At 49.0% G+C, this 15,091-nt stretch carries 17 protein-coding genes; 11 read left to right on the top strand and 6 right to left on the bottom strand.

All coding sequences use genetic code 11. The annotated features are described in order from the left end of the window. Window positions 1-21 precede the first annotated feature (21 nt). From BRW63_RS05035 to BRW63_RS05010, 7 genes are all read left to right on the top strand, one after another. Window positions 22-591, top strand: coding sequence for an HdeD family acid-resistance protein (locus BRW63_RS05035; RefSeq protein WP_073069830.1), 570 nt, complete (start codon window positions 22-24; stop codon window positions 589-591). A 526-nt stretch (window positions 592-1,117) separates the two neighbouring features. Further along, entirely contained in the window at window positions 1,118-1,777 is a 660-nt protein-coding gene (locus BRW63_RS05030; protein ID WP_073069829.1) for a Uma2 family endonuclease, read from the top strand. Between the two features lie 336 nt (window positions 1,778-2,113). Next, window positions 2,114-3,970, top strand: a complete 1,857-nt coding sequence (locus BRW63_RS29770) for a tetratricopeptide repeat protein (RefSeq protein ID WP_143162006.1) — start codon at window positions 2,114-2,116, stop codon at window positions 3,968-3,970. After that, window positions 3,867-4,202 (top strand): TPR end-of-group domain-containing protein, encoded by a 336-nt coding sequence (locus tag BRW63_RS29890; protein WP_143162005.1) that lies wholly within the window; start codon window positions 3,867-3,869, stop codon window positions 4,200-4,202. The genes BRW63_RS29770 and BRW63_RS29890 overlap by 104 nt, the downstream gene beginning before the upstream one ends. A 590-nt stretch (window positions 4,203-4,792) precedes the next feature. After that, complete coding sequence (locus tag BRW63_RS05020) at window positions 4,793-4,990, top strand: hypothetical protein (protein ID WP_073069828.1); 198 nt, start codon at window positions 4,793-4,795, stop codon at window positions 4,988-4,990. Continuing rightward, the gene (locus BRW63_RS05015) at window positions 4,983-6,356 is read left to right on the top strand and encodes a GH1 family beta-glucosidase (RefSeq protein ID WP_073069827.1); all 1,374 of its coding nucleotides are present in this window, start codon (window positions 4,983-4,985) and stop codon (window positions 6,354-6,356) included. The genes BRW63_RS05020 and BRW63_RS05015 overlap by 8 nt, the downstream gene beginning before the upstream one ends. Before the next feature lie 16 nt (window positions 6,357-6,372). Continuing rightward, entirely contained in the window at window positions 6,373-6,798 is a 426-nt protein-coding gene (locus BRW63_RS05010; RefSeq protein ID WP_073069826.1) for a hypothetical protein, read from the top strand. Here BRW63_RS05010 and BRW63_RS05005 read toward each other — a convergent pair. Further along, the gene (locus BRW63_RS05005) at window positions 6,795-7,532 is read right to left on the bottom strand and encodes an SPOR domain-containing protein (protein WP_073069825.1); all 738 of its coding nucleotides are present in this window, start codon (window positions 7,530-7,532) and stop codon (window positions 6,795-6,797) included. The genes BRW63_RS05010 and BRW63_RS05005 overlap by 4 nt on opposite strands. Before the next feature lie 126 nt (window positions 7,533-7,658). Here BRW63_RS05005 and mnmA point away from each other — a divergent pair, with 126 nt between their 5' ends. Both mnmA and BRW63_RS04995 read left to right on the top strand, forming a co-directional pair. Further along, on the top strand, window positions 7,659-8,714 hold the full coding sequence (gene mnmA / locus BRW63_RS05000; protein WP_073069824.1) for a tRNA 2-thiouridine(34) synthase MnmA: 1,056 nt from the start codon (window positions 7,659-7,661) through the stop codon (window positions 8,712-8,714). 26 nt (window positions 8,715-8,740) lie between these two features. Then, the gene (locus BRW63_RS04995) at window positions 8,741-9,160 is read left to right on the top strand and encodes a Uma2 family endonuclease (protein ID WP_073069823.1); all 420 of its coding nucleotides are present in this window, start codon (window positions 8,741-8,743) and stop codon (window positions 9,158-9,160) included. Window positions 9,161-9,339: 179 nt separating this feature from the next. Here the strand turns inward: BRW63_RS04995 and aat are convergent, their stop codons facing one another. Then, window positions 9,340-9,918 (bottom strand): leucyl/phenylalanyl-tRNA--protein transferase, encoded by a 579-nt coding sequence (gene aat, locus BRW63_RS04990; protein ID WP_073069822.1) that lies wholly within the window; start codon window positions 9,916-9,918, stop codon window positions 9,340-9,342. 97 nt (window positions 9,919-10,015) lie between these two features. Between aat and BRW63_RS04985 the strand changes: the two genes are divergently transcribed. After that, window positions 10,016-10,345 (top strand): hypothetical protein, encoded by a 330-nt coding sequence (locus BRW63_RS04985; protein ID WP_073069821.1) that lies wholly within the window; start codon window positions 10,016-10,018, stop codon window positions 10,343-10,345. Between the two features lie 93 nt (window positions 10,346-10,438). On the opposite strand, the gene rpsN is transcribed toward BRW63_RS04985, so the two are convergent. From rpsN to serS, 4 genes are all read right to left on the bottom strand, one after another. Further along, entirely contained in the window at window positions 10,439-10,741 is a 303-nt protein-coding gene (gene rpsN / locus BRW63_RS04980) for a 30S ribosomal protein S14 (protein ID WP_073069820.1), read from the bottom strand. Between the two features lie 160 nt (window positions 10,742-10,901). Further along, entirely contained in the window at window positions 10,902-11,594 is a 693-nt protein-coding gene (gene nth, locus BRW63_RS04975; RefSeq protein ID WP_073069819.1) for an endonuclease III, read from the bottom strand. Beyond that, entirely contained in the window at window positions 11,594-12,670 is a 1,077-nt protein-coding gene (gene rseP / locus BRW63_RS04970; protein WP_073069818.1) for an RIP metalloprotease RseP, read from the bottom strand. The genes nth and rseP overlap by 1 nt, the downstream gene beginning before the upstream one ends. Before the next feature lie 107 nt (window positions 12,671-12,777). Beyond that, window positions 12,778-14,058, bottom strand: a complete 1,281-nt coding sequence (serS, locus tag BRW63_RS04965; protein ID WP_073069817.1) for a serine--tRNA ligase — start codon at window positions 14,056-14,058, stop codon at window positions 12,778-12,780. A 60-nt stretch (window positions 14,059-14,118) separates the two neighbouring features. On the opposite strand from serS, the gene BRW63_RS04960 reads away from it, so the two are divergent. After that, complete coding sequence (locus BRW63_RS04960; RefSeq protein ID WP_317615799.1) at window positions 14,119-14,847, top strand: Uma2 family endonuclease; 729 nt, start codon at window positions 14,119-14,121, stop codon at window positions 14,845-14,847. The last annotated feature ends 244 nt before the right edge of the window (window positions 14,848-15,091 follow it).

The following is a 15,091-nucleotide window of genomic DNA, read 5'->3' as shown; positions in this document are numbered from 1 at the left end:
CAGGTATAGGAAAAGTCTTATATGACTACCAATGTTTCACCCGACACCACCCAACCGGGCAAAAATCCGTCAATTTGGATTGGTATTCTCTTAATTGTGATCGGATTGGCTGGAATCTTGGTGCCAAGAGTTTCGACGATCGTCACTGAAACCTGGATTGCGCTGATCCTGCTCTCGGCAGGTTTTGCCAAGGTGGGATATGCCTTTCAAACTCGTCAAGAAGGCGGCTTTATTTGGAAGCTATTGTTAAGCCTCCTCTATATCGGAACGGGGATTATGTTGTTCGTTTCTCCCCTAACTGGCATTTTGACATTGACCATCTTGTTGGGTAGCTTCTTGCTCAGTGAAGGCGTGTTTGAGCTAATTTTGGCGTTCCGGCTCCGTCCGCAACCCAACTGGACTTGGGTATTGGGTAATGGCATTGTTACGCTACTGTTAGGCGGCATGATTTGGTTTCAGTTCCCGTTTGATGCACCCTGGCTGTTAGGTACGTTGGTCGGAGCAAGCATTCTGTTTACGGGCATTTCACGGGTGGGTTTAGCATTGAATCCTCATGTTGATGAAAGCCAACCGACGGTGACTTCGGCTTAGAGGACGTTTGAAAAGTATAGAAAATCTCTTTGCTGCGTTGCTGTCCCGCCCCGGATTGGAGGTTGCTTCGCAAGTGCCTTCGGCAACGGGGCTAACGGTGCGAAGTCCGTTGAACCGGACTGAAACGACCATTTCTCTCCCAGTCCTCTTCAGAGGACTTCGCACCGTTAGCCCGAACTTTCAGTTCAGGGCGGGCTAGGCGCTCAACGGAGACTTTTCAAACATCCTCTTAGATACTCGCGAAATCTGAACTAAATCGCTCGATCGCTGTCAGGAGAATCTCAGCGATCGGGCTTTCTGTTGTATCTACTTCTAGAATAGGATCAGCCATTTATCTAACGTGAGTTAGATAGAAGTGGTTCACTCCGATGATGAATTCGGGAAGCCCCCTAAATCCCCCAAAATTGGGGAGCTTTGAACCAGAAATTTTGGCTTGAAGTCCCCCAAATTGGGGGATTTAGGGGGCAGAAGCCGCTGAGAACGAAGCGAAAAAACTCGTCGAACTCACGTTTATCTAAGGTAGAAAATGCTATTGGAACTCAGTCGAATTCAAATTCCACCAGGGCAACGAGTGGTGCTGCAAGACATTACGTGGCAGGAATTTGAAAGAGTTCTAGAGGAGCTAGGCGAACATCGTGCCGCTCGGATCGCTTATGAGAATGGACTGCTAGAAATCATGGCTCCTCTGCCCGAACATGAAGATAATAAAGAAATTATCGGGGATTTGATCAAAGACCTTTTAGAAGAATTAGACATTGAGTTTCGGAGTTTGGGTTCTACCACCTATAAAAGTGAAGGGATGCTGAAAGGAATTGAGCCTGACCAGTGCTTTTATATTCAGAATGAGCCAGCCATTCGAGGTAAGAAGCGACTGGATCTCTCGATCGACCCTCCCCCCGATTTAGCCCTCGAAATTGATGTGACTTCTCGAACTCACCGCAGCATTTACGCAGCATTGAAGGTGCCTGAGCTATGGCGGTTTGAGAATGGAAATCTGCAAATCAACATTTTGCGGCAAGATCGCTATGAAGAGTCACCAGAAAGCTCAATCTTTCCAAATTTGCCGTTGAGCGAGGCGATCCCACGATATTTGAGGGAGAGCAAAATTGTTGGCAGAAACAAAGCGCTAAAAGCATTTCGTCAGTGGGTTAAAGAGCAGATAGACCTGCTTAGGAGCGTGGATTAAATAACCTGTCAATCTTGTAATCAAATCTCTTGATTTGTCATGGCTGAGATCTTCGCCCCCTAAATCCCCCATTCTGGGGGACTTTGAGCCAAGATTCCCGGTTTCAAAGTCCCCCAGAATGGGGGATTTAGGGGGCACCAGCCGACTCAAACGGAGCCATCAACGAACTGATATACACTCTAGTTGAGTACGAGAAGTTGCACCTTAATAAATCCACGCTCCTTAACGTTAGATCTTGAGCCTATAGCCATCGAATTAAACACAACGCGAAGACTAGAAGAGTTTGAGACGAAGGTTATAATTATTTTTAATCCTAAAATATTCTGGGTTGAACTTGTGGATTTAAGCCCCATCCTGCAATTCTTCACTGCGAACAAAGACCTTATTGGCTTTGTGTTTGGCTCAGGAATATTATTGGCGATCGGCAAGTTTGCTTGGTGGTTTCGTCAACAACAGCGTAAACAGCTTGTTTCGTTGGATCAGTTCCCGTTTGAGGTTTTCAAGCCGAATGAAGTCGCCCTACAGAGATTAATGGTTGAAGGGCGCACGGATGAACTCGCTGATCATAATATTCCTTACCAACAACGCGTTGCAGGGCGAAATATTGGGGAAGACCTTCGGAAACTGCTAGACGATCGCGGCTGGGTTTTGATTTTGGGGCGGAGCGGACTTGGCAAAACACGGGAAGCCGCAGAGGTTGTAGAACGGATGAGTCGGCAAGGATGGACGGTTTTGAGGCTGAGGTCTGAGGGGTGGTTAGATGCACCTAATGAACTACCCGAAAGCAAATTAGGGACTAATCGGCAAATTTTGTTTTTCTTAGACGATTTGCACTCGCAGATGGAGCAAGGGCGCGATCGCAAATCGCCTAAAGTTGACGACCCGATGCAACCTGCCATTGTTCCTTTACAAGAGCGGCTTCTGCGAACCCTAGAGGCTTATGAGCGGTTTGTCGGAGCCGATCGCCTTCGCGTATTAGCGATCGCCAGGAATGAACCAGATTCTCTGACTCCTGACAAACCTGACAAACCTGACAAACCTGACAAACCTGACAAACTTAGTGAATTTGATAAATTAGCGTGGTCTAAGTATCCGCAGCTATGGCAGCGATTTGAGGCTTATGAAATGGATGAGGTTGAAGATGAGACGATCATTCAACTGTTTGAGCAAATCACTCCTAATATTGAGGGCATTCAATCAACGCCAGAAAATTTTCCAGCATTGGCGCGGAAGAACGATCGCACCTTCAAAAATGTCGTGCTGAATTTGCAGAGGATGAAAGATCAGAGCTTGCCGCTAACCCCGCAAAACTATCAGGGCACCGTGAGAGGGTCTTGGGAGAAGCAATATCAAGAAGTGGTCAAACAGCATGTGGGAGCGGTGCCTATCTATGATGCGGTAGATTTGCTGCGGAGCCTGAATGTGGAGCTAAAAGAATTTGTGATTGTGTCTACAGCGCATCTAATGCTGGGAGGAACGGTTTGGCAACAGTGGCAGTGGAAACGGCGGATTCATGAAGCGTTGCCTTATCTGATTAGGAAAGGCATTTTAGAACCTCGCGATGGGCAAATCGAAGGGAAAGGCTATTCGGTTGAGGTGGGTGAGTGGATTCCGCGATTAACTCGGCTTCTATTGCAACTCAGTCAGCGGCAGCCTGGAAAAATGATGTTTTCGTTGCAGGGTTTTGCTTTTGCACTCTATGGGCTAGAGCGATATCAACAGAGTCTTAGCTGCCTAAATAGAGTGCTAGAGATTGCTCACCCGTTAGAGCAACTGACGCTAAAGTCTGACGCTGATCTCGAAGAGGCTCAATGGGTGTGGGTGAAGGATTTTCTCTTCACAACCTTCTATGTTCAGGGGAATGTATTGTCTTTCTTAAACCGCTACCGCGAATCGGCTGCGAGTTATGACAAAGCCATCGAGTTCAAATCTGACTCCCATGAAGCCTGGACTAACCGGGGCATAAGTCTTGACAACTTACAGAGATATGACGAGGCAATCGCGAGTTATGACAAAGCCATCGAGTTCAAATCTGACTCCCATGAAGCCTGGTATGGACGGGGCAGTAGTCTTGCCAACTTACAGAAATATGACGAGGCAATCGCGAGTTATGACAAAGCCATCCAAACCAGACAAACATGCAGCCTGGTTCAATCGAGGTTTAATTCTGCAAAGATTAGGGCGTTACGATGACGCTATTATTAGCTACGATCGAGTCCTCAAGATTGAACCAGAGAATGCCTTTGCTCTCTACAACAAAGCCAAATGTTATGCACTACAAAACAATGTTGCACTCGCGATCGAATCTTTAGCCCAAGCAATTGCACTCGATCCTAGAGTACGAGAAAACGCAAAATCAGATGCAGATTTTGACACTATTCGAGGAAACGCTCTTTTCCAAGCGTTGTTAGAAAGCCCAACTTAAGAAGGTTTTTTGGCGTTGCTGAGTTGGGAATGTGAATCGATGAATTTGCCCTCACACAAACAAAATCAATCTCTTAAACAATTCAGATTCCAGAGGGATTTTGAGATGAGCCGATCGCGGTTTCACCCGGTCAAGAGAACATACTGACCCATTGAGAGAACAAGTTGCCTCATCGAGAGAACGTATTAACCTGTCAAGAGAACGCATTAAGTCGTTGAGAGACTGAATCAAATCATTGAGAGGACTTATTAGCCTGTCAAGAGAACGTATCAACCCATCGCGAGAGCGTATTGACCCGTCATGCTGAAGTAATGGTATCTGTGCCTCTTCGTCGCCTAGTTTTGACTTCTTTGTGAAGACTCATTAAAGTCAACTGGGGGCAACTCAGAGCCAGATTCAGCAACGCTGGTTTTTTGCCTTAACCTAACGTGAGTTCGACCACGAGGCTTTTCGTTTCGTTTTGAGCGGCTTCAGCCCCCTAAATCCCCCATTCTGGGGGATTTAGGGGGCTTCCCGGATTCACAATCGTGGCCAATCACTTCTGTCAAACTGACGTTAACCTAAGATTAATCATTTGACCCATCGCCTGTATGGATAGCTTTATTTTCATTCTCAAGGTTTTGCTACTCTCGATCGCCCTCTCTCTCCTCATCAAATACGCTGCCCCGCTGGTGACGATCGCGCCCACAACTCCGATCGTCCTCAGCGCGATTCTCTTGCCTAGCCTCACCATTCTGTTAATTTTCATCAGTCGTGTTGCTCTCCAAAAAACCTCAAACGATGTCTAGCTATCAATTTCCAGAAACGTTTGAGTGGGGTGCTGCAACTGCCGCCTATCAAATCGAGGGAGCCGTCAAAGAAGACGGACGCAAACCTAGCGTGTGGGACACCTTTAGCGCCAAACGAGGACGCACCCTCAACAGAGACACGGGCGCGATCGCCTGTGACCACTACCATCGCTACGAGCAAGACATCCAACTGATGGCAGCGTTGGGCATTAAACACTATCGCTTTAGCATCTCCTGGTGTCGCATCATTCCCGATGGTCGCGGTGCGGTAAACGAGGCGGGCATTGACTTCTACAGCAGATTGGTGGATTGTCTCCGATCCTATGACATCACACCCCACGCCACCTTATTTCATTGGGATAGCCCTCAAGCGCTAGAAGACCGATATGGCTCGTGGCAAAGTCGAGAAATGGCGCAGGATTTTGCCGATTATGTGACGGCAGTGGTGAGCCGATTGGGTGATCGCATCACAAACTGGATGACGCTGAACGAAATCTCTTGCTTTACGCACATGAGCTATGACGTAAACCAAACGCCAAAACACGCCCCCGGAACGCGGGTAAAGTCTAAAAAACAAGTTTGGCAAACCTCCCATCATGCGTTATTGGCTCATGGATTGGGCTGTCAGGCAATTCGGGCTGTGTCTCCGGTTCCCTGTTTGATTTCGCTGGTGGATAACCCCGGCATCACCGTTCCTCTAACCGAGTCGGCGGATGACATCGAGGCGGCTAAAAATGCCTTTCCCTATCACTGCGGCAATGGTGGAATCATTTATCCTGCCATTACGGGTGAATATAGTTCGCAATTGCTAGACCAGTTGGGCAACGATGCCCCTGATATTCAAGTTGGGGATTTAGATACCATTCATCAGCCGATCGATTCTTTAGGGTTAAACATTTACACGGGTGCTTACATCCGGGCTGCAAATAATTCTCAAGGCTGTGAGTGGATTGATTTTCCAAAAGGCTATCCAGCGATGCACATGCCGTGGTTGCAGATTGTGCCAGAAAGTCTTTATTGGGGAATTCGTCATGTTAGTGAGACGTTAGATCGCCCTGATCTCCCGGTTTACATCACCGAAAACGGCTGTGCTGCTCAGGACGAAGTGACTCGATCGGGAGAAGTGATCGACAGCGATCGCATTCTTTATCTTCGTCAATATCTCAAAACCGTTCATCGTGCAGTTGACGAAGGCTATCCGGTTCGCGGTTATTTTGTCTGGAGTTTAATGGATAATTTTGAGTGGTCGTGGGGGTTCGATCGGCGATTTGGCATCATCTACATCGATTACCGCACCCAAAAGCGCATTCCCAAAGCCAGCTACCACTGGTACGCTGAGTGCATCCGCCAAAATCGAGTCGTTTAGTTCAAATCCAGTTCTCATGGTTGCTCCTAAAAAACTTCCCTGGGTGTCTCTCGCCCTGCTGCTAGCAGCCCACATCACGTTTGGCAATCTCCTGGCATCAACCACTCACTCTTGGGCAGCATTTGCCTTTGCGATCGCGTGGGCGTTGGTGCTGGCCCTAATGTTTATCAACCTACTGACGGGCCTGAGCCACTTGGTTTCGCGATGGTTTACTTCTGATACGGTGGCGTTTTGTGCGCTCATTGTTGCAGCCGCCTTCGCGTCGATCGTGCTCAACTGGCTCAAGCTCTTCATGCCGATTATCCTGATTCTTTCTGCCGAAGCGTTAGCCCGAATTGACCTCCTCACCGCAGAATTCAACAACGTCCAGACTTGCACTCTGCTCACCGTGACCTCATGGATTGGCTTAGGGCTGGGATGGACGCTGGGGCAATTTACCTAGCGATCGAAAACGATCCGCGCATCTAAGTTCCCCTTGTCTCTCAGATAGCGTTCCATCGTCTCAGCCTGCTGGCGCTGGGCAAACGGGCCCACTGCCAAATGCGGGCCTAACGGACGATCTCGCAGTTGAATCGAGTTTTGTTGAACCCCTAATCGAATCGTCCGATCGCGCAAGTCATTCAAGTCCGATCGACCTTCTGGGACAACCACATAATAGCCTCTAGCGCTGTTTCCGCCGGGTAGCGATCCCATATTAGAGGTGCTGATCTCGCTCGCAATTCCCTGCGCCGCTAAAGCTTCGGTCTGCTGACGCGCATTTGCCTCAGTGCTAAAAACACCCGCCTGAATCACCTGCCGCCCCCCATATTGTTGAATAAATGCCTGTGGCTCTACTCGTCTGACTTGCTGCAACAACAGAGCGCTGTCACCATTCACAAACACTCGATATTGCGGACGATTGCTCGGAGCGGCGATCGGAACTGGCTGCTGATTGATCGGTGCCTGAAAAACCCGATCGCTGGGAAGCGGCGTACCCTCAACTGGCAGAGTCGGCAATGTCTGCGGAGGCACAGGAGTCGCAGGCGGTGCAGGCGGTAAGGGAAAACCAGGAGACTGAGCCGCCGCGATCGGGGCGATCAACCCAGATAAGCATCCTCCCAATACGATAAATGAGACCGAGCGTTGGATTCTTTTCCATCGATTTTGGCGAGAAACACTGGGCGAAACGCAAGTCATGTAGATTAACCCCTCGGCTGCAAAATTTTCCGGTCATATTAACACAAACCCACGATCGCAGAAGCAGAAAGGATAGAGGCTGAGGTGTTAGCCTATAAGAGAATTTAATTTTCCATATTTCATTCCATGAACAAAGTTGTGGTAGGACTCTCCGGCGGAGTCGATAGCTCAGTTGCCGCAGCCGCTCTCCATCATCAAGGCTATGATGTCGTTGGCGTAACCCTTTGGTTGATGAAGGGCAAGGGTCAGTGCTGCTCAGAAGGCATGGTAGACGCTGCCAAACTTTGCGACTTTTTAGGCATTCCCCACCACATCGTGGATAGTCGCGATCGCTTTCAAGAAAACATTGTCGATTATCTGGTGTCTGGCTACAGCGATGGCATTACGCCGCTCCCGTGTTCTCAGTGCAACAAGGCGGTCAAATTTACGCCAATGCTGAACTATGCGCGTGAGCAATTGGGCATCGATACGATCGCCACAGGTCACTATGCCCGAACTCGTTACGACGAGCAGACAGGACGCTATCAATTACTTCGCGCCGTCGATCGCAGCAAAGACCAGTCCTATTTCCTCTACGACTTGGAGCAAGATATTCTCTCTCAAGTCATCTTTCCGTTGGGCGAACAGCCCAAAACTGAGACGCGACGCATTGCGGCTGAGTTTGGCTTGCACACTGCCGACAAGCCCGAAAGCCAAGATCTTTGTCTGGTTGAGGCAAACGGCTCGATGCGGGCGTTTCTCGACCAATACATCACGCCCCAAACGGGCGACATTGTGGATCGATCGGGAACCGTTTTGGGTCAACATGAAGGCGTTCATCACTACACGATCGGACAACGCAAAGGACTCGGCATCGCCCACAGCGAACCGCTTTATGTCCTCGAACTCGACCCCGGACGAAATCGGGTCGTTGTGGGCGATCGCTCTGAAGCTCAAGATCCAGGTTGCACGGTACAGCGCGTCAACTGGGTTTCGATTGCGGCACCCACGACCCCAATTCATGCCGAAGTTCAGATTCGATATCGGTCTTCTGCGGTGCCTGCGACGGTGATTCCGATCGAAGATTCTCGTGTGCGAATTGTGTTTGATGACCCCCAGTTCAGCATCACGCCCGGTCAAGCCGCCGTTTGGTATGACGGAGAGGTGTTGCTCGGCGGCGGCATCATTGAGCGGCAACCTTAAAAAGTATCAACCGGAGGGATAGCAGCATGGCCCAGACTGAAGCGTTTGTTGGGTCAACAATCCCAGCAATTCCGTTGCGTCTGTGGAGCGTTGATGAATATCACTGCATGATTGAGGCGGGAATTCTCACCACAGACGATAAGGTTGAATTGCTAGAAGGAAAAATTATTCAGATGAGTCCTCAAAATCCTCCTCACGCTTCGACGACTCAATGGGCAGGAAATTATCTGACGCGTTTGTTGGGCGATCGCGCCTTTATTCGCAATCCATTACCCATCACGATTCGTCCCAATTCTGAACCCGAACCGGATATTGCAGTTGTGCAGGTCGATCGTCGGGCTTATTTCAACCATCATCCTGCACCGGATGAAGTTTTCTTGTTAATCGAAATTGCTGATTCAACGCTAAGGTTCAGTGCTCTTCGCTGCGGTGCTTGTCCGCCCTGAACTAGAAGTTCGGGCTAATAGCGAAAGTCCGTTGAAACGGACTGAGGTCTAGCCTTTCTCTTCCAGTCCTGTTCAGAGGACTTTCGCTGTTAGCCTGGAAATTGATTTCCGGGCGAGTGAGGCTATGAACAAAGCTCGTCAAAAATTACAGGTTATTTAATTCCCGATCCTTAATCGCACTACTCAAGTGAGCAGTTGCGCTCTAAAGCTTGTCTCAACAAATCTTTGTAGAGGCGATTGTTGATTACATACGACCCAAATCGCTCTAAGTGCGGGTTCGTCATTTGAGCATCAAACAGCACAAACTTTCGGTTTCGCAGCCGCTCGACGAGTTTGACCATTGCCACCTTCGAGCCGTCTGGAATCTTAAAAAACATTGACTCCCCAATGAAAGCGCCGCGAATCACAATGCCTAGAATGCCGCCTGCAAGTTGGTCGCCTTGCCAGGTTTCAAAACTGTGTGCCCACCCTGCGTGATGCAGTGCCCAATAGACTTGTTTAAGCTCCTCAGAAATCCAGGTGGTTTCGCGATCGGCGCATCCCTCCACCACCGCTTTAAAGTCTCGACTCACCGCAGTCGTAAAGCGGTCTTGGTTTAAAACTCGTTGCAGCGATCGTGGATAGCGAAACCGCCCATCCAGCGGAATTAACGTCCGTTCTCGACTCGAATACCAGTCCAAATCGTGCCCCGACTCATCTGCCATTAAAAAATAACCCTGGGCATATCCTTCAATAATGGATGGCACATCGATTTGCATAAAGGGTTATTTTCGATGAGTTGCGAGAGTGACCAATGACAAAGCGATGAGTGTATAGTTTGGATAGTTTCGTTGATCGTTGCAGGTGTCATAGCAAATGGTTGAACCCATCCCACCGATCACGCTACCCGCAGCCACTAATCCAGTGCAAGAAGGAGAGTGGCTACAGCGAAACTTACACAAATGGCTAGATCAAGAATTTTTGCCAGAAGCGATTAATCACACGATCGCGCAAAGGGCTGCTCAAATTTACGTGCGGCAGCGCATGGAAGACGAGAATGATTTAGGCTCATTGGTGCTTGCGATCATTTCAGAAATGCAAGCCTTTGATTTTTCTCAAAGTTTTTATAGCGAGTTCGCGGTCGCCAATGCAGTCAGTGACATTCTGCTAGATAGTTTAGGCATCGATCGCTGTTGTGGGCAATAAAAACCAATAAAAAAGCTTTGAGCGTTGAATTTTGAGTATTGAGTCAATCAGCATTTCTAACTCAAAACTCAAAATTCGTAACTCAAAACTTTTCTACCAGCTTGACTTAACCACACCTGGCAAAAGCCCTTGGTGGGCCATTTCACGAAAGACGTGGCGAGACAGACCAAAGTCGCTATATACGCCTCTAGCACGACCCGTGACCCAGCAAATCTTCCGCACCCGCACACGAGCACTGTTGCGAGGCAATTGCTGAATTTGACGATGGATTGCCAGCTTTTGCTGTTGAGTCGTCGCTTTTGCGAACTGCTCTTTCAGCTCTGCTCTCTGTTCAGCATATTTGTCCACCGTTTCTTGGCGTTTTTTAGCCCGCTCAATCATGCTCTTCTTAGCCATGAAGATTTTGACCCTTTTAAAGACAGTGCCTCTCATTCTACCGAATTGATCGAGCGAGTGGCAAAATAGATTTGAGATTCCTGCTGCGATCGCGCCAAGGATCGCGGATTAAATAATATTGGTTACTGGCAAAGCTAATGGGCACGGCCGTGCCATGCCCTTACAAAACTGGGCTAGTTGCTTCTAGCGTCGGTTTTTCAGACAAGTTTGCCGAGGGGCAGAGATCAGCAAGCTCACAGCGATCGCACTGCGGATTTCTGGCCATGCAAGTTGCGCGACCGTGATAGATCAGCCGAATTGACCAATTTTCCCACTCAGGTTGAGCAATTAGTTTCATCAAATCTCGCTCAATTTTAACGGGATCGGTGTTTTTAGTGAGTCCGAGGCGATAAGTCAGTCGCTTGACATGAGTATCGACCGTGACCCCCAAATTTACGCCATAGGCGTGAGCAGACACCACATTAGCCGTTTTGCGAGCCACACCCGGAAGCTTGAGCAAGTCTTCCATCATTCTGGGCACTTGACCGCCAAACTCAGTCATGATCATCTGACACGCGGCTTGGATATTCTTCGCCTTGTTGCGATAAAAACCCGTAGAGCGCACTAGATTTTCAAGCTCTGCCACGTCTGCCCCTGCCAACGCTGCCGCATCTGGAAATCTCCGAAATAGCTCTGGCGTGACTAAATTGACTCTCGCATCAGTGCATTGAGCCGACAGAATCGTCGCCACCATCAGTTGAACGGGCGTTTCATAATCCAACGTGCAAGGAGCTTCGGGGTAGAGACGCTTGAGGCGAATCAGAATCTCCAATGCACGCTGTTTTTTTGCAGAAATCTTGCGCGTAATACTCACTACTGCGGAATCAGATTAACGGTGTCTCGAATGATCAGAAAAACGCCCAAACTCAGCAACAGCACCAATCCAGTTTGCATTACGCCATCTTGAATGCGAGTCGGAACAGGCTTTCCGCGCAGGCCTTCGATGAGCAAAAAGGCAAGCTGACCGCCGTCGAGAGCGGGTAAAGGCAGGATGTTAATGACTGCCAAATTAATGCTGATTAGAGCGGCAAAATTAAACAAGCTAGCAGAATCGGCTTGAGCGATTTTGGCACCCGTCGCGACGATCGCCACCGGGCCCGCTACCTGTTCTGCGGTCTTGCTAAAGTTGCTAACCAACTGTCCAAACCCTTGCACCGTCAGCACCACGATGCGCTGAAACTCTTCGGCAGCGATGCCAAAAATGCTCAAAAGATTGCTCGGACGCTGATAGACCGTTTGACCATTCGGTCGAAGCTGCACACCAATCCGACCTTTTCCTTTGTCATCGGCTTTAGGCGTAACGGTCAGCGAAACAGGCTCTCCCTGACGCTGAATTTGTAGCTGAATGGGCTTGCCAGGATTTGATTCGATCGCTTGACGCAAACTATCAGTCGCCTTCGCTGAAGCTTCTAGCGTCTGACCATTCACCGCAACAATCAAATCACCGTCTTTCACCCCCGCTTGGGCTGCGACGGCATCTTTAGACACCACTTGCGGCACAATTACGCCCGCTTGATAGTTAAAACTAGTGGGCAAGCCGACAATCGCCAGTTGAGTTACCAGCACAAGATAAGCAAACAAGAGATTTGAGATTACACCCGCACTGATCACGATCGCCCGATCTAACACCGGACGATTTCGCAGCAAATTTGGGTCGTTGGGCGGAATTTTGCTATCAGGATCGTCATCAGGAAAGCCCACAAACCCGCCCAAGGGCAAGGCACGAAGCGCATATTCGGTTTGCGATCCCTGATATTTCCACAAAATGGGGCCAAATCCGATCGAGAAGCGATTTGCATAGATTCCCTGAAGTCGCGCAGCCAGGAAGTGACCCAGTTCGTGTACGAAGATCAGGACTGCGAGAAGGGCAACAACAGCCAAAACTGACATAGGCTAAGACCTGTAAGCTCCGATGAAGACATCTCTCTATTCTAGAGTGCAAGCTGGGTCGTCACAAAACTTCACTCCAGAATTGATCCCAAAGAAGGAGAAAGAAATCACAAGGTTTGGCGCTTCAAATAAGGCTGCAACACGTCGGGTAGTCGAACTGTCCCGTCGGGCTGCTGATAGTTTTCTAAAACGGCTGCCATTGTCCGACCCACCGCTAACCCTGAACCATTCAGCGTGTGGACAAACTGCGTTCCTTTTTGTCCGGCTTCTTTAAAACGAATATTGCCGCGTCGGGCTTGAAAATCGAAAAAGTTTGAGCAACTTGAAATCTCGCGATAAGTGCCAGTCGAAGGTAGCCAAACTTCTAAGTCGTAGCATTTTGCAGCGCCAAAACCTAGATCTCCGGTACAAAGCTCGATCGTCCGATAAGGCAACTTCAACGCCTCAAGAATCGCCTCCGCATTCTGCACTAACGCTTGATGCTCCTGCCCAGACGTGCTGGGATGAACGATTTTAACCAATTCCACTTTATTAAATTGGTGCAGTCGAATCAGCCCACGGGTATCTCTGCCATAGCTGCCAGCCTCACGTCGAAAGCAGGGCGTATAGGCACAGTGATGAATTGGTAAACTGTCCGCCGCCAAAACATCATCTCGATAAAGATTTGTGACGGGCACTTCAGCCGTAGGTGCTAACCACAGATCGTCGTCGCTGCACTTAAAGCTCTCTTCCGCAAATTTGGGTAACTGTCCTGTAGCGATCAGGGATTGAGTATTGATTAAAAACGGCGGCAAAACTTCGAGGTAGCCTGCTGCGATTTGACGATCGAGCATAAACTGAATCAACGCCCGCTCTAGCGCCGCACCTGCTCCAAACAATGCCACAAATCGAGTTTGAGCGACTTTTGTTGCCCGTTCGGTGTTCAGAATGCCGAGCTTTTCGCCAATCTCATAGTGGGGTAGAAAATTTCCACCTTGCGGCTTAAACTCATCGCCCCACCGCCGAACTTCTACATTTTCGGTTTCATCTTTGCCGATCGGAGTCGTGTCACCGGGCAGATTGGGCAACGTTAACAACAGCGTCTCAATCTGCGCCTTCAGGTCTTTTTCTTGCGGCTCCGATTCGCCCAACTCAGCTTTGATCTGGTTGCCTTCATCCCGCAGGGCTTGAATCTCTTCACCTTTTGGATCGCTGCCCGATTTGATCTTTTGTCCGACTAGTTTACCGATTTCGTTGCTGCGTGCCTGAAGCGTCGATCGCGTTTTCTCTAGTTCTCGCTGCTGCTGGTCAAACTGCACGATCGGCTGAATATCATAACCGCCGCCACGCTGGTTAAGTTTCTCTTGAACGAATGCTGGATTTTCGCGAATTAGCTTCAGGTCAAGCACAGATCTTTCTCAATTGAGGTTGGTTTTGCCCATAAATTAGGATACCTTGCAGACGAGACGATGAAATCAGCCATCGCGCTTCACTCGCTTAAAATAGAAGACACCACGCTAACTGTGAGGGCTGTCATGCTACAGCACAACCCGTTACAACTACCATCGGCTGAAGATCTGCCCGAAACTGACCATACCCCTGTGGATAGTGAACTTCAAATTTTAGTCCCTAGCCTTTTAGCAGCAATTTTGACCTGGTATTGGCAAAAACGAACCGATTGGTTTTGGGGAATTAATTTAGGAATTTATTACATACCCAAAGCGCCCGCGATCGTGCCAGATGGTTTTTTGAGCTTGGGAGTCGATCGGGTCAAAAGCCCTAAAGGTCGCTTGAGTTACGTGGTTTGGGAAGAAAACAATGTTGTTCCCCTACTGGTTCTAGAGTTTGTTTCTAAGACCTATGGAAATGAATATGACACGAAAAAAGTAGACTATGCCCGAATGGGTGTGTTGTATTACGTAGTTTATAACCCTGAATATAGTCAACGCGATCGCTATGAACCCCTAGAAGTTTATCGTTTGATTGACAAAGACTATGTACTGCAACCAGGTGATCCTGTTTGGATTCCTGAAATGGGACTAGCGATCGGCAGAGAACAAGGCAGTTATCGGGGCTGGGCAAGAGAGTGGCTCTATTGGTATGACCCTCAAGGAAACCGCCTCCCCAGCCCCGAAGAAGTTGCCCAGCGTCTTGCCGCCAAATTAAAAGAAATGGGAATCGATCCAGACTTGCTCTGACAAACGTCTAAGGAACGTGGATTTATTAAGGTGTAACTTCTCGCCCTCTCCCTAATAAGCTACGGTGTACACAAATTGTCGTTGCGTTTGGGTCGGCTTCAGCCCCCTAAATCCCCCATTCTGGGGGACTTTGAGCCAAGACTCCAGTTTCAAAGTCCCCCACTCGTGGGGGATTTAGGGGGCAAAAGTCTCGGCAATGACAAATCAGAGGACTTTTACAGGTTATTTAATCCACGATCCTAAG

Source organism: Phormidesmis priestleyi ULC007 (assembly GCF_001895925.1).
GTDB classification, from domain to species: Bacteria; Cyanobacteriota; Cyanobacteriia; order Leptolyngbyales; family Leptolyngbyaceae; genus Phormidesmis_A; species Phormidesmis_A priestleyi_A.
Note: the sequence above shows the minus strand (reverse complement) of the source record. Positions and strands in the feature narration are given on the sequence as shown.